The sequence below is a fragment of the Nitratireductor soli genome (assembly GCF_001050155.1).
Taxonomy (GTDB): domain Bacteria; phylum Pseudomonadota; class Alphaproteobacteria; order Rhizobiales; family Rhizobiaceae; genus Nitratireductor; species Nitratireductor soli.
In genome coordinates, this window is record NZ_LFVY01000019.1 from 25,021 (window position 1) to 45,602 (window position 20,582).

At 62.8% G+C, this 20,582-nt stretch carries 20 protein-coding genes; 4 read left to right on the forward strand and 16 right to left on the reverse strand.

Annotated elements, in window-relative coordinates; all coding sequences use genetic code 11:
• Positions 1–4: 4 nt before the first annotated feature.
• From AB843_RS20905 to AB843_RS20920, 4 genes are all read right to left on the reverse strand, one after another.
• Entirely contained in the window at positions 5–517 is a 513-nt protein-coding gene (locus AB843_RS20905; protein ID WP_048648843.1) for a tripartite tricarboxylate transporter TctB family protein, read from the reverse strand.
• 2 nt (positions 518–519) lie between these two features.
• Positions 520–1,551 carry a Gfo/Idh/MocA family protein gene (locus AB843_RS20910; RefSeq protein ID WP_048648844.1) on the reverse strand — a complete coding sequence of 344 codons (1,032 nt, stop codon included), beginning with the start codon at positions 1,549–1,551 and terminating at the stop codon, positions 520–522.
• The gene (locus AB843_RS20915) at positions 1,548–3,062 is read right to left on the reverse strand and encodes a tripartite tricarboxylate transporter permease (RefSeq protein ID WP_048648907.1); all 1,515 of its coding nucleotides are present in this window, start codon (positions 3,060–3,062) and stop codon (positions 1,548–1,550) included. Before AB843_RS20915 ends, AB843_RS20910 begins: the two co-directional genes overlap by 4 nt.
• Positions 3,063–3,190: 128 nt before the next feature.
• The gene (locus AB843_RS20920; protein ID WP_053086164.1) at positions 3,191–4,213 is read right to left on the reverse strand and encodes a Bug family tripartite tricarboxylate transporter substrate binding protein; all 1,023 of its coding nucleotides are present in this window, start codon (positions 4,211–4,213) and stop codon (positions 3,191–3,193) included.
• A gap of 432 nt (positions 4,214–4,645) precedes the next feature.
• On the opposite strand from AB843_RS20920, the gene AB843_RS25735 reads away from it, so the two are divergent.
• On the forward strand, positions 4,646–5,041 hold the full coding sequence (locus AB843_RS25735; RefSeq protein WP_048648845.1) for a hypothetical protein: 396 nt from the start codon (positions 4,646–4,648) through the stop codon (positions 5,039–5,041).
• A gap of 28 nt (positions 5,042–5,069) precedes the next feature.
• Entirely contained in the window at positions 5,070–5,684 is a 615-nt protein-coding gene (locus AB843_RS20930) for a DUF3011 domain-containing protein (RefSeq protein WP_048648846.1), read from the forward strand.
• Between the two features lie 27 nt (positions 5,685–5,711).
• Here the strand turns inward: AB843_RS20930 and AB843_RS20935 are convergent, their stop codons facing one another.
• The 5 genes from AB843_RS20935 to AB843_RS20955 all read right to left on the reverse strand — a co-directional run bounded on the left by AB843_RS20935 (position 5,712) and on the right by AB843_RS20955 (position 10,072).
• On the reverse strand, positions 5,712–6,626 hold the full coding sequence (locus AB843_RS20935; protein ID WP_082143929.1) for a helix-turn-helix domain-containing protein: 915 nt from the start codon (positions 6,624–6,626) through the stop codon (positions 5,712–5,714).
• 313 nt (positions 6,627–6,939) lie between these two features.
• Positions 6,940–7,575 carry a trimeric intracellular cation channel family protein gene (locus AB843_RS20940; RefSeq protein ID WP_048648848.1) on the reverse strand — a complete coding sequence of 212 codons (636 nt, stop codon included), beginning with the start codon at positions 7,573–7,575 and terminating at the stop codon, positions 6,940–6,942.
• Positions 7,575–8,858, reverse strand: coding sequence for a transporter substrate-binding domain-containing protein (locus AB843_RS20945; protein WP_244468050.1), 1,284 nt, complete (start codon positions 8,856–8,858; stop codon positions 7,575–7,577). The genes AB843_RS20940 and AB843_RS20945 overlap by 1 nt, the downstream gene beginning before the upstream one ends.
• A 204-nt stretch (positions 8,859–9,062) precedes the next feature.
• Entirely contained in the window at positions 9,063–9,461 is a 399-nt protein-coding gene (locus AB843_RS20950) for a hypothetical protein (protein WP_157384565.1), read from the reverse strand.
• Positions 9,462–9,802: 341 nt separating this feature from the next.
• On the reverse strand, positions 9,803–10,072 hold the full coding sequence (locus AB843_RS20955) for a DUF1127 domain-containing protein (RefSeq protein WP_244468051.1): 270 nt from the start codon (positions 10,070–10,072) through the stop codon (positions 9,803–9,805).
• A gap of 140 nt (positions 10,073–10,212) precedes the next feature.
• On the opposite strand from AB843_RS20955, the gene AB843_RS20960 reads away from it, so the two are divergent.
• The gene (locus AB843_RS20960) at positions 10,213–11,163 is read left to right on the forward strand and encodes a transcriptional regulator GcvA (protein WP_048648850.1); all 951 of its coding nucleotides are present in this window, start codon (positions 10,213–10,215) and stop codon (positions 11,161–11,163) included.
• A 239-nt stretch (positions 11,164–11,402) separates the two neighbouring features.
• Here AB843_RS20960 and AB843_RS20965 read toward each other — a convergent pair whose 3' ends face one another.
• The 7 genes from AB843_RS20965 to AB843_RS20995 form a co-directional block, all read right to left on the reverse strand.
• Entirely contained in the window at positions 11,403–12,278 is an 876-nt protein-coding gene (locus AB843_RS20965) for a fumarylacetoacetate hydrolase family protein (RefSeq protein WP_048648851.1), read from the reverse strand.
• A 31-nt stretch (positions 12,279–12,309) separates the two neighbouring features.
• A complete protein-coding gene (locus tag AB843_RS20970; RefSeq protein WP_048648852.1) occupies positions 12,310–13,287 on the reverse strand; it encodes an ATP-binding cassette domain-containing protein in 978 nt (325 codons plus the stop codon).
• Positions 13,284–14,102: an ABC transporter ATP-binding protein gene (locus AB843_RS20975; RefSeq protein WP_053086166.1), complete on the reverse strand. Its 819-nt coding sequence runs from the start codon at positions 14,100–14,102 to the stop codon at positions 13,284–13,286. The genes AB843_RS20970 and AB843_RS20975 overlap by 4 nt, the downstream gene beginning before the upstream one ends.
• Positions 14,099–14,980: an ABC transporter permease gene (locus tag AB843_RS20980; protein ID WP_048648853.1), complete on the reverse strand. Its 882-nt coding sequence runs from the start codon at positions 14,978–14,980 to the stop codon at positions 14,099–14,101. The genes AB843_RS20975 and AB843_RS20980 overlap by 4 nt, the downstream gene beginning before the upstream one ends.
• Positions 14,977–15,918 (reverse strand): ABC transporter permease, encoded by a 942-nt coding sequence (locus tag AB843_RS20985; RefSeq protein ID WP_244468052.1) that lies wholly within the window; start codon positions 15,916–15,918, stop codon positions 14,977–14,979. The genes AB843_RS20980 and AB843_RS20985 overlap by 4 nt, the downstream gene beginning before the upstream one ends.
• Before the next feature lie 39 nt (positions 15,919–15,957).
• Positions 15,958–17,460, reverse strand: coding sequence for an ABC transporter substrate-binding protein (locus AB843_RS20990; protein ID WP_244468053.1), 1,503 nt, complete (start codon positions 17,458–17,460; stop codon positions 15,958–15,960).
• Positions 17,461–17,884: 424 nt separating this feature from the next.
• Positions 17,885–19,378: a M81 family metallopeptidase gene (locus AB843_RS20995; RefSeq protein ID WP_048648856.1), complete on the reverse strand. Its 1,494-nt coding sequence runs from the start codon at positions 19,376–19,378 to the stop codon at positions 17,885–17,887.
• Positions 19,379–19,742: 364 nt separating this feature from the next.
• On the opposite strand from AB843_RS20995, the gene AB843_RS21000 reads away from it, so the two are divergent.
• On the forward strand, positions 19,743–20,528 hold the full coding sequence (locus AB843_RS21000; RefSeq protein ID WP_048648912.1) for an IclR family transcriptional regulator: 786 nt from the start codon (positions 19,743–19,745) through the stop codon (positions 20,526–20,528).
• Positions 20,529–20,582 lie beyond the last annotated feature (54 nt).

Below are 20,582 nucleotides of genomic sequence, written 5' to 3' on the forward strand. Positions count from 1 at the left end.
TGGATCATCCTGGCAGCCGGACGAGGAACAAATCGGTGAAGACGAAGTTGATGGCGAAAGCCGCAACAACCGCCAGAACCAGCGCACCGATGACGAGCATCGGCGTCGACAGCCGGCGCTCGGCATTGATCAGCTCGGCGCCGATGGTGAAGGCGAAGACGAACAGCGCTGTGGCCAGCATGAACGGCATCCGGCCGAACAGCAGAACACCGTAGACCAGCACCGAAACGACGGTGAAGATCGAGCGGATGGCGCTCGCCCGGTCCCATCGCGTGATGCTCGGCCGCGCGCCCTCGGCAACCATATGCCCCGACAGGCCGCGCAGGAGAAGCACAGCCCCGAGCACGCAAAGCACCGCGCTGAGCAACCCCGGCGTCAGCCCCGGCACGGTGAACGGGTCGGCACCGCGCGTCTCGAAGCGCGGCATGCGCAACGCTTCCACCAGCGCCGCCGCTCCGGCGATGGTGACGGCCAGGCCGGCGAGAAAATCGGTGCGGTTGATCCTTCGTGCCGCCATGGTCATGCCTCCAGTTCGATCGGCGCCACAGGCGGCCGGGCCAGCGCCCGGTCGATGCCTTCCAGGAGGCGCGCCATTTCGAGCGCTCCCTCGTCCGCCGGGCACAGGGTCGGGCCGCCATCGGCCGCCGCCGCCATGAAGATGTCGAAGCTCTTGGCCAGCAGAGATGGCGGCGTGATGCCGATCACCTGCTCGCTCGTCATCGCTCCGGGCACGACGTTCCAGCCGCCGGCGGATGCCTCATAGACCACCTGCGCGTGGGTCAGCGTGTTGCGGTTGAAGTCGACGACAATGTTGCCGCGCTCGCCGATCAGCCGCAGGCGCTTGGTGGTCACCGCGCCGGGCATGAAACCGTCCTCCACCTCGCCGCAGGCGAGAACGCCGAGCCGGAGATGCCCCGCCACGCCGTCGGCAAAAGTGAGGTCGATGCGGATGTCGTCGGCCTTCTCGGCTCCCAGGAGCGCCACGGCGCGGGCCTCGACGGCGCGTATCGGAACGCCGGCCAGATGCCGCATCAGATCGAGGAAATGAACCCCGTCATTCTCGATGACGGTGGAATCCGCCCGCATGCGCTTCCAGCCGGAGAAATCGCCTTCGACGGAAAGGAGGCGGCCGACGGCATTGTCCGCCAGAAGCTGCCGCGCCCGGATCGTCAGCGGATGACAGCGCAGCACGAAGCCGATCTGCACGGCGCTGCCGGCAGCCTCGACCGCCGCTATCAGCAGCCTGGCCTCGTCGAGCGAGACGACCGCCGGCTTTTCGATGAAGACATGCTTCTTCCGCCGCAGCGCTTCCAGCGCCACCGGCAGGTGCAGCCTGGGCGGCGTGACGATGTCGACCATGTCGGCCCGGTCGAGGAACACATCCGGCGTGTCCGCCACCTCGGCGAAACCGAGCGCCCGCGCCTTCGCCTGCGCCGCCGGGTCGGGATCGCTGATCAGCAGCTTCGGCGCGGCCTTCGTGCGCTGCCAGGCGGCGGCGTGCTGCGCGCCGAACGCGCCGAAGCCGCAAAGGAGAACGGTTCTGTCGGTCATGATACCCCTCCCGCGAAGCGCGCCTTGAGCGCCGCCGCGCCGCGCCGCACCGGCGGCAGGCTGAAGACGATGATCAGCAGCACGAGGAAGGCAATGACGGCGCTGATCGGCCGCGTGACGAAGGGGAGCGGATCGCCCTGCGTCAGCGCCAGGCTGCGCCGCAAATTGTTGTCGAGGATCGGTCCCAGCACCACGCCGAGGATCATCGGCGCAATGGGAAAGCCCGCCTCGCGCATCACGAAGCCGACCAGGCCGAAGCCGATCATCACCCAGACGTCGAAGATGCGCCCGGCGATGGCGAAGGCGCCGACCGTGCACAGGACGAAGATGATGCCCATCAGCCATTCGCGCCGCACGCGCAGGATGAGCAGCAGCGGCCGGGTCAAGAGCAGGCCGAGCACCAGCATGGCGCAGCTTGCCCAGAAAACCATGGCGACGACCGAATAGAAGAAATCCGCCTGGGTGATCATGATCAGCGGGCCGGGACGCAGGCCGTGGATGATCATCGCCGCCAGCAGCACCGCCGCCGGCGCCGAACCCGGAATGGCGAGCGTCAGCACCGGGATCAGCGCGCCGGGCACGGCGGCGTTGTTGCCGGTCTCGGCGGCCAATAGCCCCTCGGTCGAGCCCTGGCCGAACGCATCCTTGTGCTTGGAGGCACGCTTGGCCGCCGCATAGGAGACCCAGGCCCCCATATCCTCGCCGACGCCCGGCACGACGCCCATGAAGGTGCCGATCAGGCCGGAGCGCAGCCAGGTGCGGGCATGACGGAACGAGGAGAAGGCGGCGCTGAGAACGCCCGTGACATTGCCGGCAATGACGCGCGTCGCCTCCTGGCGCATGACCATGAAGACCTCGGTGCAGCCGAAGGCGCCGACCAGCACCGGCAGCAGGCCGAAGCCCGCTTCCAGGTCGGGGAAGCCGTAGGAGAAGCGCGCATAGGCATGGATGCTCTCCTGCCCGACCATGGCGATCAGCAGGCCGAAGAAGCCGGCGATCCAGCCCTTCAGCGCGTCGTCCATCGCCGTGAGCTGGCCGCACAGGACGATGCCGAACACGGCGAGCCAGAAGAATTCGAACGAGGTGAAATCAAGGGCGAACTCGGCCAGCCACGGCGCCACCAGCGCCAGCCCCACCATGCCGACCAGCGAGCCGAGGAACGAGCCCGTCGTGGCGATCGCCATCGCCTCGCCCGCCCTGCCCTTGCGGGCGAGCGGAAAGCCGTCGAGCGCCGAGGCGGCGTTGGCCGGCGTGCCTGGAATGTTGAGCAGGATCGCCGTGCGCCCGCCGCCATAGATCGCGCCGATATAGACGCAGATCAACACCAGGATCGCCGTGTTCGGCTCCATGGTGAAGGTCAGCGTGGTGACCAGCGCCACGCCGAGCGTCGCCGTCAGGCCGGGGATCATGCCGACCGTGATGCCGAGCAGAGTCGCCCAGACGACAACGATGATCTGCGCGGAAAAGCCGATCTCGGCGACCGCGGCGAGGAAGTGTGAAAGTCCGTCCATGGCCATGTTTACCGACAGAGCGTCGCCTGCGCCACTGAAGCGTCAGCGGTCGGGCGTCTCCGGTTGCGGGTGCGCGAAGCGTCGAAGGCTCCCCGGCCGTGACGGCGGGGAGCCCGGGCAAAGCGCCCTTATTCGGGACGCGGAATGCCGAACGTGCTCGGGTCGTTCGGCGCCGCGCCGCTGTCGAACTGCTGCCATGCGTTGATCGACAGGAACGGCAGGGCGGTCTTTGCCGCTTCCTCGCCATGGGTGGCCTTGAACAGCGCGCCGCGCTCGGCCGCGTGCTCCTTCATGACGTCGGAAGTGGCGATCTTCTCCGCCCACACCTTGTCCATCGTGTCGAGCACCTCCTGCGGCGCATCGGCCGGGATGAAGATGCCGAAGAAGTTCGGCGCGCTCGCCACGTCGGGCAGCCAGTCGGTCACCGGCGGCACGGTGCCGAAGCCTTGCAGTTCGAGCGGCTGGTCGGCGATCACCGCCAGCGGCCGCAGGCGGCCGGCGCGGATCATGTCGACCTGCTCGGTCGCCGTCTGCGCAGTGAACTGGGTCTCGCCGGCGACGGTCGAGATGACGGCGGGGTTGCCGCCCTCATAGACGATCTGGCGGAACTTGATGCCCGGCGCGGCCTTTTCCAGGGCCTGCATGCTGATCGCCGTGGCCGAGGACAGGCCGCCGGAGGACACCGTGACCGGCTCCTGCGCCGTTTTCATCGCTTCCAGAAGATCGCCGAAATCCTTCCACTCGCTGTCGGCGCGCACCGAAACAAGCCCCGGATTGGCGACGTGGAGATAGAGACGCCATTTGTCGAGCGTCGCATCGAGCGTGCCGAAGACGGGATAGGCGCCGAGATCGGCGGCAGCGCCCGCGGCAATCGTCATGCCGTCATGCGGCGCTTCCCAGACGGCGCGCGTGCCCAGAGAGCCGGAAGCGCCCGGCTGGTTGAGAATGACGAAGTTCTGGCCGAAGGCCTTGGTGAGTTCGCCCGCGACGACGCGGGTCACGGTGTCGGTGGAGCCGCCGGCCGACCACGGAACGATGATCGTCACCGGTTCGGTGGGCTTCCAATCTTCGGCAAGAGCAGGCGCCGCCAGGGCGACGCAGAGTGCCAGGGCACCCGAGATGGCATGCGTGAGACGCTTCTTATTGTTCACAATCGTTCCCCTAACTAACCAAACGGTTAGATAATTAGCAATGGGAAACGTTATCCTGTCAAGCGGATTCGGCTTTTCCTGCCCACAGCAGGCAAGCTCCGAGCCTTCGGAACCTTATGCCTGGCCTTTCACCAGCAAAATCTGGAGGATATGGAAGTGCCGATGTTTGCGGCAGTTTCCCAGAAGGACAGTATTTCGCTGATATCGACGTCCAGGCATCGACCATCCTGTGAGAAACATCAAGAAACGATCATTCTATCAAGAGATGGCCATAAAGCCCGATTGCAACGGACGGCGATCTAGCTTCAGGTAACGGCTTTGCGCAGACTGGCACGCATTCGCGTTGCCTCCGGGCGGCTTATGAACATGTGAGGTCTGCAACCTATGCCCAGCCTTTCCAACTTTCACGCACTTCGAGCAGCAAGCCTTACCGTGTCTGCGGCCACCATCGTCGTTTCACTGGCAGTCGTTCCGGCCGGTGCAAGCCCGCTAAAGTGCGACGGCGTGGACACGCAATTGACGAAGGAGCGGCGGGCTGAATACACCGGACTGGTAGCCCAAGCCCTTGAAATGAAACCGAAAGTCGCGAATGTCGAGATAGACAAATTCATGCAGAGCGGTGCCTGGAGCGCGGTTTATGCTTCGACAGCGGTGTCCGATGACGGTGTTCTTTTCTTCGAAACGGTCGGCGGCAAAAAGCAGTTCAAGGATGTTTGGGGCGGTATTGCCGATCCTTCCGAGCGCAAGGAACTGATCGACTGGGCAAAGGACCTCGGATCGCCGGAAAATCTGGCGAAATGCTTTGCCCACATGATCGTCGACAACTGATCCTGCGCAGGTAAAGGAAAGCCGCGAAATGCTTCTTCTCAGAACCTTGTCGTTTGCCGCAATCATGTTTGCAGGATCGCTGAATGTCGTCGAAGTCCGCGCAGAATCGACGCTCGACTGTCGTTCGCGCAACCACCAGTACGACGAGTGCTGGGCCGGCCCGCTGCGCAAGCCGCAGCTCATTCATCAGATTTCAAGCAGCCCCTGCATCCTGAACCGGACCTGGGGCTACAACCCCAAGAGCCAGTACATCTGGGTTGCTGAAGGTTGCGCAGGCGTGTTCGCCGATGTTGCCGGCTACCACCATGGCCGGGGTGGCGGGTTCGACGGTAATGCACGCATGTACGACAATCGGGGGCACGATATCGGCGCAGTGATCGGTGGTGCGGTCATTGGGGCGCTTATCGAAGGCATGGCGGACGAACAGAGCAGAAAGCGTCGCCACACCATCAGCAACCACCGCGATGACGGCGGCTACAATGGCTGCCACGGTGTCGGCTGCCTCGTCGACGACCCGGACGAGTATGTGGATTCGACCCCGCAGTTCGACCGGGAAGGGGAGCCGAATTTCGACGAACATGGAAACTATCAGGGCTGCCATGGCGTCGGTTGCCTGGTGGATGATCCAGGGGATCTGGATTAAGCCAGAACCGGTTCTCCCGGCAGGTTTTCAGGCGCCCAGCCGGCGTAGTTCCATCGGTGTGATCGACTGCAAGCGCCGCATTGTCGCTGTCATATGGCTGTGATTGCAAAAGCCCGACAGGGTGGCAATTTCATCGAACGACAGGTTGGTATTCAAAATGAGTTCCTGCGCTCTGTTGAGACGCAGGTTCAGGAGATAGCGGTATGGTGGCATACCGGCGGATTTGCGGAACGCGCGCAGGAAGTGGCTATAGGACAATCCGCAGCGCTCAGACAGCGTTTTGAGATTTACGTCTGAGGCGAGGTGCTCACGCAGATAATCATCGGTGTCTTTCCAGTGCCACGACGAAAGCCCGCCCTTGTGGAGGCGACCTCTCCGGGGGGCGGCATCTCCAGCACTGGAATGGGAGCGAAGCAGGTGCGCAGCATAGGCCATGACGAGACCTTCGAGGTACAGGCGGCTCGGCTGCGCCATGGTCGCAATCTCGTTGCGGATGAGTTGCGCCAACTGGTGCCCGACGGTATCGACGGTGCCACGTGCGGGCGGGCGCATGTCTAAATGCCCGCAATTGAACTCTTGCTCCGCAAGCTCCTTCAGCCAATTCGGGTCAAAGGCAAAAAGGCAATTCTCCTTGGGCGTGTGCCAACGGCCGGCAAAATCCGAGGTGTCGGGGATGAGTTCGAGCGTTCCGGCCTCCGCTGAAAATTGATGCAGCTCGTCGGACGCGAGCGCCGTTTCCCGTTTCGGTTGCGCAGAGAGCATCTGCACCACGTAGTGCGCATCGGCGGTGAACGCCACGGCATTGGGGCCTGTGCGGGTAAGCGTTATGCTGAAATGATCGAAATCGAACTTTGGACCCCAGTCATTCGGGACAAAATCCAGAAGGCCTTGCCGTGGTTCTTCAGAAGCCTGTCCGCCTGACGGGGTTCCGTTTACATTCATCTACGCCGGCCTCGTTTCCCTCCCCGCCGCTCATTGTGGACTATCTGCATCGTCAGTTCCTGCGCAGGCAATCACATTGGTGGGCAACGTCAATCAACACGCGCAAGCCTGCAGATGTCAAGAATGGGGCAGACCAAAAGAGTGGCCGGTAATTCGTCAGAAACCATAGAGAACGACCGGCAGCAACAAGCCCCGAGAATGATGGACTGTGCATGCAATGCGAGCTCCCGGTCTGGGCGTCGTGCCTGTCAAGAGATCATCGCGGGGTAGGCGGGGATGCGGGACCTCGCCATGCCGCTCATCACGCGCCGTGTCAGTGCAGATCGCGGGTATAGACGAACTTCGGCATACTCCAGCCAAAGCGAAGCGCAAGCAAGCGGAGCGAAAGCCCAAAGGCCAGCGCAATGACCAACGCAATGTCATGATGCAGTCCGGCCATTTGTCCCGTCCAGTAGATCAAGCCAGTCAGGATCGCCACCGTTGCATAAAGTTCGGCACGGAACAGCAAGGGGATCTCGTTGCACAGAATATCTCTCAGCACCCCGCCTACACAGCCGGTAATCATGCCCGATGCGATAACGACGATAAACGGCTTGTCCAGAGCCATCGCCACGTTGCAGCCGATCACGGTGAAAACCACAAGCCCTGCCGCATCCAGCAACAGGAACAAGCGGCGCAGGTGGTGAATGTGTCGGGCGATGGCGATTGTCGCGAGTGCTGCTCCGGCGGTGATCAGGAGCAGATAGGGATTGGCTTCCCAGGAGAGCGGGTGATGATCAAGCAGCACATCACGCATCGAGCCGCCGCCCAGCGCCGTGATGCAGCCGAGAAGAGAAACGCCGATCCAGTCCATTTGCCGTCGTCCGGCAGCCAGGGCAGCGGTCATAGCCTCCACTATGATCGCAACGAAATACAAGACATGCAGGGCTTCCTCTGTAACGGCAGCCATCAGAGTGCGTTTCCGAAATATTTGAGGCGCAGATCTTCAATCGTCCCGCTCTCCTGGAGATCCAGGATCTGCAGCGTGACCGGCTTCGTCAGGTCACCGTCATGGGGAAAGGCAAAGCCGTATTTGTCGGGGTGAAAGAGGCTGCCGACGACTGCCGTCTTCTGCTCGGGATGCATGTGTGCGTGGTACTCCAGAATAGGCGCGTCGGCCACGATGGCCTCGATGCGGCCGGCCTCGAGTGCGGCGATCGCGCTCTCAATGCCCGAATAGGAACGCGTGCCGATGCCGACCTTGCTCAGATAATCCTCCGCAGCGCTGCCGGTAAAGACGCCGGCTGTTTTGCCGGGCAGATCGGCAAGCGAATTGATCCCCTGCTCGATCGACACCGCGGTCATGACACTTGTGACGGACGAGGTGATGTAGGCGACGACGGCGACGCCGCAGACCATCCATACGGCCGACCAGATGCGGCCCTTCCAGCCGAACAGGTTCTTTCTCGACGTTCTGCCGGACGTCGCCACCGACATGACCTGATAGAAGCTCTCCGCGAATCCTTCACGCCATCGGCTCGGGAAATCCCTGTCGAACTTGCGGTCGAACAGGGTTACGAGAATGGTTGAAAGCACAATCACGAAAGCAAGCCACGCATAGGCGCGCAAATGCCCCGCATTGCTCAGCCCGGCGACAACGCTCCGGAAGCCGGCTGAACCTTCTTCCGGCACCATGAGGCGCAAGCCGGCATCATACCAGGGCTGGGTGTAGGATATGACCGCAGCGCGCTTGTGGGTTATCGTCAGATTCGTGACCGCCGCGTCCACCTCGCCATCGCGCGTCGCTTCAACCAATTCCCGGAGGGTCGGATAGGCGACATAATGGGTCGCCAACCCCAGTTTTCCCGCGATAATCTCCCAAAGATCGATTGCCATGCCGTCATAATTGCCGGCCTGCTCGCTCACGAAGGGCGGGCTGACATAAACCCCGACATTAACGCTTCTTGTCGAACCCGCTTCGTTCGACTGCGCCTCGGCATTCTGTGCCCATGCAAAGACTGTCGCCAGACACAGGAGCGCAAGAAACCCGAGGCGACGCATGAGGGAAACGGCAAGCAAAAGACGTCCATGCGGCGCAATCGCCGGATGGGCGTCGTGACGTTGGTTATTCAGGAAGGTCATGAGTTCGAGAATGGTTCTGCCCCAAGCCAGATATCTTCGGATAGACACATGTTGACCGTGGCGACAACCTAGATCGATTGTCCACTCGGTCCAAGCGAAACGACGGCGCAAGAGCGATCATATGCCGTCGCCCTTGCGTGTCGGAATTCGGTGCGAGTGGTCTTACCGAAACAGATGGTACCATCTGCCAGGATCGCGCCACCAGAGCGGGATGAGCAACAATTTGGAGCGGTTTTCCGCCCGCATCCAGCCCTAACCTGTTGAGAGCGATCACGTTTTTATTTCTGGATCGCTTCAATCCGAAATCATTCTGGTCTAACGCGTAAAGCCTTTTGCCCGCATACAGGACTGAACAAGTTCCGCTTCGTCCAGGCCACGCACGACACCGCTTGCAACCCCATCGGAAATCGCATCGCCCCAGGTTTTGGGACGATTGCTCGAGCCGATCGTAACGGTCGCGGCTTCAGCTTGATACTTGCAGTCGGCCAACGCCTGTTCCGCCTCGGACCTTGGGGCATCATCCCTCACCCATTCGCTCTCAGTCGTCGTACAGCCAGCAAATGCAACCGGCGCCGCCAGGAGCAATGCGCAAAAACGATACTTCACGATCTTCATCCTTTCGTGATCAGGTGCCCCAAGCATCTGAAATGCGGTCTGGCGGGAGCCCATATGTTGCTCGGAGCGGTCGTCCACGCCGCCGATACGAAACGGCACCCCTCAAGCCTTCGTTTCCGGCGCGCGTTCAAGCGTGGTGGATGTCCAACCATCGGTTTGTGTAAAATGGTTTCTCTAGTCCGCCGTTTCATGAAGATGACCGTTTGCTCCTGTCCTGTATGGACGCAATAAACCCAGGGCGCCAACCGGAGACCCCGACCGCCGTCAGAAAATTTGATCGTTATCTTAAAACGAGATTGCTTCGTGATAGTGATCCGGCAATGCCGAAAGTGAATTCTATACATCGTCCGGCGCCTCTCAACGAGGACGCGCCCCGTCTGCACTCTGGTCGGCAATCCACCGGTCGACGGCACCGGCTTGACGATGTCGATCAGCACCACTCATCCCAGCGAACCGCGTTGGGATGGATCAACGGATTGCCAAAACGGCTTTGCCGTCTCGCGGGCGATATCCGCTCGCGTCAGGCCGATGTCAGCGAGAGTGTGGTCGTCGAGTTCGGAGAGGTGTCGCCGCTCCTGCGCACGCGCGCTCCACAAGCGAGGCAATGCCAGTATTGACCGGATGTATATGAGAACGTCTAATCCATTGTCGAATGAACGCTCGGCTCCGAAAATTGCGGTCATGCGCGTTTTTGGGGAAGTGTAAGCCATGGATCAGTCTCCTCTGACCGGAATTCAGGGATAGAAACAGTTCAAAGCTGCTTATGCGCTGAAGCATGACCGATATGGGATTGCATCACAAACGAGCATTTCTCCCAATTCGGATAAGGAATGATTATGCGAATGAGCAAATGACGAGACGTCTTCCCTCCCTCAACGCGCTACGCGCCTTCGAGGCTGCGGCACGCCACCTGTCGTTCACGAAGGCGGCAGATGAATTGTGCGTCACGCAGGCGGCGATAAGCCACCAGATCAAGTCACTGGAGGAGGTGCTGGGGGTTTGCTTGTTCCGGCGATACAATCGTCGGCTCGAACTCACACGGGCAGGCCAAGGCTATTTGCCGCCGCTGCGCGATGCCTTCGACATGATGGCGGCCGCCACGCGGCAACTGCAACCAGACAACGAATCCGGACAACTCAAGGTCAGCACGCTTCAGTCGTTTGCCACCAAATGGCTTATTCCGCGTCTGACCCGTTTTCACGAGCGGCATCCGGACATCGACCCGATGATCTCCACCTCACATCGCCTGGTCGACCTTGGCGCGGACGAGATCGACGTCGCGATCCGCGTGGGATACGGCCACTATCCCGGGCTGCATGTCGTACTGTTGATGGACGACCTGGCCTTCCCGGTCTGTTCGCCGCGCCTCATCGAGGGGCCGAAGCTTCTTCGCCATCCGGCCGATCTCGCGCACCAAGTGCTGCTTCATGACTTCTCGGTGTCCCGCGATGGAGACGCGCCGAACTGGCGCAACTGGCTGAAACGTGCCCAGGTGACAGACGTCGACGCGGAAAAAGGTCCCTCCTACAACGATACCGCCATGGCGCTCCAGGCTGCCATCGCCGGCCAGGGCATCGCTCTTGCCCGACGATCCCTCGTGGTCGACGACCTCAAGGCGGGCACCCTGGTCTGCCCATTCGGACCGGAGATACCGACACGGTTTTCCTGGTACTTCGTCTGCACGCCCTCAAGCGCCGAGCACTCCAGGGTCCGCGTGTTCCTGCAATGGCTAAAGGACGAGATTGCGGATGATTTTGGCGACGTTCTCGAAGAGGCCTCCGTCAATATCCCCTCGAAATAGCGTGTTGATTGCCGTTTGATCGGCAAACCGCGTCCTCGAGCGCCCCTGCGCACTGCTCCTGACGCGTGGTCGGCGGTCGACATCCCCGTCTACGCCGGTTCATGGAGCAGCCTTCTTCCAGAGCAAATCCGGACGGAAAACTGCTTCCTGCTTTTCCTCATCCCACTCCAGATCGGTTCAGTGTTACTTAGAAACGCCGAACCGACCCATCTCATTGCTGTTCCGCATTTATGCGGACGTCAGATGATTCCGCCTGACTGCAAGATGCGCTCGTTGTCGGCCTTGATCACCTGCCTCTGGCTTCCAAGCCCGTCGATGCCGAGTTCGACGATGTCGCCCGCCTTCAGATAACGCGGCGGCTTCATGCCCATGCCGACGCCGGGCGGGGTGCCGGTCGATATGATGTCGCCAGGATGAAGGCTCATGAATTGCGAAAGATATGACACAAGGTGTGCCACGCCGAAGATCATCGTCCTGGAAGAGCCCTTCTGCATCGTCTCTCCGTTGAGCGTCAACCACATGCCGAGGTCTTCGGGATCGGCCACCGCATCACGCGTCACCAGCCAGGGGCCGACCGGGCCGAAGGTGTCGCAGGACTTGCCTTTGGTCCACTGGCCCTGGCGCTCGATCTGAAAGGCCCGTTCGGAGACGTCGTGCACCACGCAATAGCCGGCGACGTGATCGAGCGCCGCGTCCTCGTCGACATATTTGGCTGTCCGGCCGATGACGACGCCGAGTTCGACCTCCCAGTCGACCTTCTGCGCGCCACGCGGAATGATGACGTCGTCGTTCGGGCCGACAATGGCCGAATTCGCCTTCATGAAGACGATCGGTTCGCTCGGCACGGCAGCGCCGGCCTCAGCCGCATGATCGGAGTAGTTCAGTCCGATGCAGATGAACTTGCCGGTTCCCGCGACGCACGGACCCAGGCGCGGCGTTCCCTTCACGCGCGGAAGCGAAGCCGTGTCGATCGCGCGCAGCGCCGCCAGCGCGCTCGGATCGAGCGCCGCACCGGACAGGTCCTCGACATGGGCCGACAGATCGCGGATGGCACCGTCCGCATCCACGATGCCCGGCCGCTCACGACCCGGTTCGCCATAACGAATGAGCTTCATCGTCTTTTTCCTCTTTCACTGAATCGTTTTGTCATCCGAGCGGCCAGGACCGGCAGGAAACGCCGTGCCCGTCGCCGTCAACATGAAACGGCGCCGTCCCCGTCCGACGGTGGTCCTCGCCGAAGCGGCATGGACCGTCTTCCTCGGGTCCGGCGAAATCCAGATCCGGGGGAGCGGCGCGCAGCCTTTCGCGCTGGATGGTCGGGTCCGGTATCGGTACGGCGTCAAGCAGCATCCGCGTGTAGGGGTGTTGCGGATCGTCATAGACCTGCGCCACGCTGCCGCGTTCGACGATCCTGCCGCCGAACATCACGGCAACGTTGTGCGCGACCTCACGGACGATCGCCAGGTCATGGGCGATGAACAGATAAGACAGGCCGAGCTTTTCCTGCAGCGATTGCAGGAGCGCGACGATCTGCGCCTGTGTCCTGACATCGAGCGCGGAGACGGGCTCGTCGCAAACGACGAAATCCGGATTGACGGCCAGGGCGCGTGCGATGACGATCCGCTGCCGCTGCCCGCCGGAGAATTCATGCGGATATCTGTGCATCACCGCCGGGTCCATGCTGACGAGTTCCAGCAACTCCTCGACCCGCTCGCGGATGCGACTGGACGGCACAGAGCGGTGCACGCGCAGCGGTTCGGCCAGGGTCTGCGCGATGGTCATGCGCGGATGCAGGCTCGAATAGGGATTCTGCAGAACGAACTGCATATGGCGACGCATCCGCCGCAACCGCGACGACGACATGCCGATCAGTTCCTCGCCGAGCAGCCTGACCGATCCGGAATGCGCCTTCTGCAATTGAAGGACGGCGCGGCCCGTCGTCGTCTTGCCCGAACCCGACTGTCCAACCAGGCCCAGCGTCTGGCCGGGCTCGATGTCGAACGACACCCGATCGACGGCGGTCACCGGCGGCTTGCCGCGGCGCGCGGGAAAGACCACGGAAAGGTCGCGAACGCGCGCCAGCGGCGCCGTGCCGTCCGATGCAACTTTGGTGGCTTCCGTCATCGGCGCTGCCTCGTGGTATCGAGACGCGGGACGGCGTCGAGGAGCGCCCGCGTGTATTCATGGCGTGGCGCGTTGAAGACCTGCTCCACCGGACCGGATTCGACGATTTCGCCGCCATACATGACGTTGACCTTGCCGACCATTCCGGCAGCCACGCCGAAATCATGGGTGATCAGCATGAGCGACATGCCCCGCTCTTCGCGCAGCCGCAGCAGCAGGCGCAGAATCTGCGCCTGGACCGTGACGTCGAGCGCCGTGGTCGGTTCGTCGGCGATGAGAAGTTCCGGATCGCACGAAATGGCGACGGCGATCAGGACGCGCTGCCGCATGCCGCCGGAGAACTGGTGCGGATAATCGTCCGCCCGATGCGCGGCATCGGGAATGCCGACCAGGTGAAGCAACTCCACCGTTCGCTGCCGGGCCTCACGGCGCGAGAGCCCCATGTGCCGGCACACGATGTCGTCGATCTGCGACCCGATGGTCATCACCGGATTGAGCGAGGTCATCGGGTCCTGGAAGACCATGGCGATCCGGCGGCCGCGAATGTCCCGCATCGCCTTCTCACCGAGGTGGAGGAGGTCCTGCCCGTGGAAATCGACCGCGCCGCCAAGCGCGATCGCCGTGCCCTCGGGCGCAAGGCGCATGAGCGCCCGCGCCGTCACGCTCTTTCCGCAGCCGGATTCGCCGACGAAGCCGACGGCTTCGCCGGCGCCGATGTCGAACGATATGCCCCGCACCGCCTCCACCGTTTCCTTGCGGGTAACGATGCGCGCGGTGAGATCGCGGACGCGAAGAATGGGGTCGGCCGTGCTCAACCTACGCTCCCGACATCAAGGACTTCGCGCAGCCCATTGGCCAGCACGATGAAGGTGAGGGTGGCAAAAACGATCGCTCCGGCCGGTGCGATCACGGTGAGGGGCGCGAGTTCCATGAACTGGCGCGCCTCCGCGAGCATGCCGCCCCAGTTGGGATCGGGCGGCGGCGGCCCCAAGCCGAGGAAGGACAGCGCGGTGATGGTGAAGATCGTCTGCGCCAGGGTCAGGCTCGTGGCCACGACGATCGGCGATACGACCATCGGCAGGACGTGGCGGGTGACAATCCGCAACTCGCTGACACCGACGCTCCGCGCCGCTTCCACATGGTCCCATTGCTTGACGCTCAGGACCGGCCCGCGGACGACGCGGGCCATGGCCGGCGTGTAGACGATGGCGATCGTCAGGATCAGGTTCGGCACGCTCGGCCCGAGCCCCGCCACCACGGCGATTGCCAGCAGGAACACCGGAAAGGCAAAGATTACATCGAGCAGGCGCATGATGACGTCGTCGACGATCCCGCCGACATAGCCCGACAGGAGGCCGAGCACGAGGCCGGCGGCCAGCGCCAGGAACACTGCGACGCCGGTGATGAGCAGGGTGGTGCGTCCTCCGACGATCAAGCGGCTCAGCACATCCCGGCCGATCGAATCCGTGCCGAGCCAATGCTGTGAACTCGGCGCGGCAAGGGAACTGGCTGACGTCATGGACGGGTCGAACGGCGCGATGACCGGCGCCAGCACCGTGACGACAATCATCAGGGCAAGCATGAACAAGCCCAATCCCAGGAGGATCTGACCGCTGGTCAGCGGCAGGCGCCGGTACGAGGATGATCCGCGCCGCAATGCCTCCTTGGCCTGCATGTGAACCGTGTCGCTCATGTCTGCGCCCTCGCGTCGATCCGTGCATAGGCGATGTCGACGAGCATGTTGACGAGGACAACGACCGCGGAAGCCAGCAAAACGATGGCCTGGATGACCGGGTAGTCACGGCCGGTGATTGAATCGAACAGATATTGCCCCATTCCGGGAATGGCGAAGATGGTCTCGACCAGTATGCTGCCGCCAAGCAATGTCGCCACCTGCAGGCCCGTCACCGTGACGATCGGCGTCATGGCGTTGCGCATGAGGTAGTTTGTCAGCACCGTTCGCGGCAGCAGCCCCTTGGCCCGGGCGACCATGACGAAATCCTGGCCCGAGACCTCCAGGACCGCCGCCCTGGTGTTTTCCGAGATGGTCACGGAAACAGCCAACGCCAGGGACAATGCGGGCAGGAGCAGCCCTGAAACGTTCGCCAGCGGATCGGTGAAAAACGGGGTGTAGTTGAAGATCGCGATCTGCGGGAAATAAAGGCCGACGATCAGGACGATCAACGTTGCCACGATGAAGTTCGGAACGGCAAGGATGCAGCCATTGTAGATGCGGACGATCCAGTCGGCCCGTCCGCGCAGGCGCGCTGATGCCAGCCCCGTCGCGACCCCCATTGCCATGGCAATGATTCCGGCAATCAGAGTGAGCTGGAACGTGACGATGAAGCGCGGCAGCAATTCACCGAGAACCGGTTGCCGGGTCACGAAGGAATTGCCGAAATCCCCCCTTGCGGCCTGACCGAGCCAGATCAGATACTGTTCGAGGAGCGGCCGGTCGATGCCCAGGTCGCGTCGGGCAGCTTCCAGCACCTCCGGCGCGACATTCTGCGCGCCGGCCGCTGCCTGGGCGAAGTCGCCCGGCAGCGCGCGAACCAGCATGAAGGCAACGAACGAGACGCCGAGCAGGATCGCGGCTGTCCAGACGAGGCGTGCGAGGATCATTCGTTTCATCGGCACGCCTTCCCGGCCGGGCCTTGCAGAGCCATCGGCCTATTCATCCCGCCAGGTTGTACGGACGAACGAGCGGATGTTGGCCGCCAGCGGCTCGTATCCCTTGACGCTATCCCACCATATCTCCCAGCGCAGCGGATATTGGTAGACCTGCATGATGTAGACATTGTCGGCGATGTACCTCTGGATCTCCATGTTCCTGGCCGCTCGTGCGGCGGCGTCCACCTCCGAGCGCGCCGCGGCGATCATCGCATCGAGCTTTTCGTCCGACACGCCGATTGCCTTGCCGAACTTGCTGTCGGAAACGAGGTACTGGAAAATCGCATCGGCATCGGGTGTCCAGCTCAACGCGACCGACAGGAGCGTCGGCCATGTTCCAGTACTCCACTGGTTGAGCAGCGGCGCCGTTTCCATCGGCATCAGCTTGACGGTGATGCCCGCCGCCTGCCATTGCTGCTGCAGGATCTGGGCGCAGGCAACGTCGAGCGGGTTGGCGGCGACGACGATGTAGTCGCCCAGGTCGATGCCGTCCGGATACCCCGCTTCGGCAAGCAGTTTCTTCGCTGCCTCCGGGTCATGCCTGTAGTAGGGCATCTCGCCGACGCCGTCGTAACCGCCCACCTGGCTCTCCGGGATCATCGCCCCGACCTTGCCCGAACCGCCGAGGACCGTCTGCACGCAGGCTTCGCGGTCGGTGGCCAGGCTCAGCGCCCGCCGCACCCGGATGTCGTCGAACGGCTTGGCCTTCATGTTCAGCCAGATCGGGAAGGTCCGCGAGGTCTGGCCAGGTGCCGAAACGAGCTGCGGGGATGTCCTGGTCATCAGGGCGGCGACCTTCGGATCCTTCAGCCATGTCATGTCGATGGCCTTGGAGCGCAGCGCCGACGACAGGGTCGACTGGTCCTTGTAGAAGCGGAAAACCACTTTCGAGAGATAGGGCAACCCTTCCTCGTAATAGTCCGGATTGGCGGTCAGGGTGAACTGTTGGTTCGGCTGGTAGGATTCGAAGACGAACGGACCGGTTCCAACCGGCTTGGTTGCAAGATCCTCGACCCCCTTCGGTACGATGGCGCCATCCGGAGCGGTTGCCAGATAGTTGAGGAAAGCCGCATTGGGCGCTTCGAGCTCGAACTTCACGGTGAACGGATCGACCACGGTCACTGCGCTGATGCTGGAGTATTGCGCACGCAGCTTGCTTGCGGTGGCCGGATCGAGAATCCGGTCAAAGGTGTACTTCACGTCCTCGGCGGTAAAATCCTGGCCGTTGTGGAACTTCACCCCTTCGCGCAGCTTGAAGATGTAGGTCTTCTCGTCCGGCATCTCGTAGCTGACGGCCAGATCCGGCTCGATTCCCATCCCGGCGTTCCAGCGCAGCAGGCCCGTATAGATCAGTGCGAGAAAGTCGCTCGACGAAAAGGCCGTGACGGTCGTGGGATCGAGACCGATCGGGTCGGCGTCGGCGCCGATCGTCAGCATGCCGCCAGCCACCGGTGTTGCCCGCTCGCCGTCGCCTGCCGCAAATGCAGGGGCGGAGAAAAGCATCGCGCCTCCGGTCAATCCCAGGCGAAGGAGGCTACGCCGTGAAAGGGCGTAGGCTTCGCTGGCTTCGCCGCTTACGGCTGCTGCGGTTGGCGGTGTTTTCCTCAACATGACGCATTCTCCCCATTATAATGATTTTCGTCTTGCGGCCGGCTATGGCTCGCCAGCTCCGTTTCCGTGGTGCGCACCGTGTCAGACGGCGTTCCAGTGACGTTGGGCATCCAGCTTCCTCCAACAGTGACGTCGAGTGGGCGAGGTCCCGGCAACCCCATACCGGGACCTCGCCGCGCCAGTCAGCCAATCCGGCTGAGGCGCAATCACCGTCAAAGGTTTCTGCCTGTTTGCTTGCGGCGTGCGGTGATGAAGCATTCCGATGGCACTCCAGTGATCTTGTTGCGATCAAACGGGCACGATTTGGCGCTCCTGCTCAGATCGGGTCGAGGGGGTAGATCGGACGGCGCAGCTTGCGGTAGGGCAGCGTGCGCAAATTGCTGGCGCACGGCCCCGGCGTGCTGACCGTGTAGCTTGCAGCCGCGATGCGATCATAGGCACGGCGGTGGGCGACGGCAGCCTTCACCCCGATCACCGAAAGCTGTTCCGGCGTGATCCCCTGCGAGCGCAGTTGACCCAGGTCGAACGGCGGTGTCTTGCGGCTGGTGAGAAGGACGGTAACGGTGTCGTCGGCGACCACCACGGCACAGGGGCCCATGTCGAACGTGGCGCCCTGGGCGGCGGCAAGGTGGCTGTTCAGATCCTCCAGCCGGAATGCGCCGTCGCTCAACCGCACGAGCCTGGCGGAAACCTCGACCGGCCCCTCGTCCAGCGAACTCCGTTTGCCGCCGATGCGCAGGCGCCTGACCTCGCCCGGTTTTGCATCCTGCAGGCTGGCGACCGCCTCGGGATCGGCGATCACGACGGCCGAATTCTCCATGCCGTGGCGCAGGAGCCCTCGCAGAACCGCCGTGCAATCGCCGGGCGCGCCGCCACCGATATTGTCGGCGGGTTCAACGATGATGCTCGGGCCTGGCGCGTTGCCAATGGCTCTTAGCGCCGCGTCCAGGTCCCATTCGCGCGGCAGGCCGCGCTCGCGCAGCGCCATGGCCAAATCGGCCAGCGTCTGCAGGTGGATGTCGGCTGCCGCGTCATCGCCTTCGGTGACCAGCGAAATTGCCACGCCGGCATCGCGTACGTCCGAGAACGAGAACCCGGCGACGACGTTGATCGCCCAGATCGACGCATCCTGCCGCTCGATCTCACGGGCCCGCGCCTCAAGCTCCTTCATCGGATCGTCGGCGGTGCCCGTTCCCGTCGGCGGCCACATCAAGGGCAGATTGCGCACCTTCATCCGCGGCGTCGTACCATCTTCGAGGCAGCGCGCCAGCAGCCGCGCCGAGCGAACCGCGGCTTCGCGCGCATCCGTGTGCGGGTTCTCGCGGTAGCACACCAGGCCGTTGGCGTTGACCGCCATGGTTTCGGTGAAGGTGGCGTGAAGATCGAAGACGCCGAATACCGGCAGGTGCCCTGCGCCGGCGACGTTCCGGATACGCCGGAGGAATTCCCCCTCCAGGTCGTCGCATCGATCGGTTACGGCGGCGCCGTGCAGCGCAAGCCATATTCCGTCGAGCCGCCCGCCGCCCAGCGCCTGACGGAGGTCCGCCTCGAACGCGCGCCAAAACTGCTCGAAAACCGCGTGATCGATCATTCCCGAAGGAAGCGCGACATACTCCACGGAGGCGACGAGGTCCCAATCATTCTCCCCGGCGACTTCCAGGAAACCGTCAACCGTCGAGGCGTCGCCGCGCCGCGCGAGGAGATCGTCGCCGCGCCGGACATCGAAATCCGTCGCCGTCGTGCACTCCTCGACGAAGGTGTGGGTCTCATGAAAAAACCCGGCGAAGAATATCCTCGGACGCTGCTTCATCTCACTCCAGTTCCTGCGCATCGCGTGACGAGCGGTTCCACACGCCCGCGCCGCGCCCAATCGCACAGCCCGTCCGCGATCGACCCGGCCGCCCCGATCGCCACCATGGCGGCAACATAACGCTTGAAGACGTTCAACAATATAGTACGATTTAGCTTTGCTTTTCGAAGGGAGTAAATGACCAAACTTCCGCGCCGTCAACCTGTTTTTATCACACATATGAACAGAAATGGCTTTCCGTCACCTGACGTCTCCGCGCGTCTGGCTTGCAACATTTCCTTTCGTCCTATATTATAAGATACAATCTGTCTTGCCTGCCCACCCGGCGCGTGGCATGAAAACCGGACATCAAGGAGAAGCCATCATGGTCGATGCCACCCGGCAACAGAGCCCTTCCGTGGAAGCGCGGATCCAGTCCGTCGCCCGCGCCAAGGCGCTGCTCGACGCAATGATCGAAGGCGACTGGGTGTCGCTGCGGGTCCTGGCGGCCAGGACCGGTCTGGTGAAGACAACCGCGTTCAACCTCATCAACGCTCTTGTCGAAACGGGTCTCGCCGAGCGGGACATCCAAACCGGATCCTACCGCCTCAGCCTGCAGCACGTCGTCTACGGACGCGCCGTCGAACGCAGGCTGGACATCCTCGCAATCGCCCGGCCGCATCTGATATCGCTGTGCGCCGAAACACGGGAAACCATCAATCTGGCCCTGCCCTGCCCCGCCGATGCGACCATCGTCGAGAGCCTGGAAGGCAGCCAGAACCTGCGCGTCTCATCCTATTCGGGCACACGGGCGCCCTATCATTCGACCGCCTGCGGCCGCGCCCTGCTGGCCTACCAGACCGACCATTTCCGCAGGTTCATCTATGCCGTCGGGCCGCTGCTCAAGCTCACGCCCAACACCATCACGGACCCGGAAGAGCTCGAAGCGGCGCTGGTGCGCTGCCGCACGGATGGGTGGACGGTGGAAATGGAAGAGAACGAATTGGGCAGCGCCTGCATCGCCGCGCCGATCTTCGGGCCAAGCGGCGATGTCATCGCCTCGGTCAGCATCGCCGGCCCGGCGGCGCGTTTCGATCCAAAGACCGTGCAGCGGTTCGGCACGTTGCTCGTCGCCAATCTGGCGCGGATCAGTCACGACCTGGCGCACTGACAAGGGCGCGTGGACAGAGGCATATCGGAGGCAAGGGAGAACACTCCCGCCTGT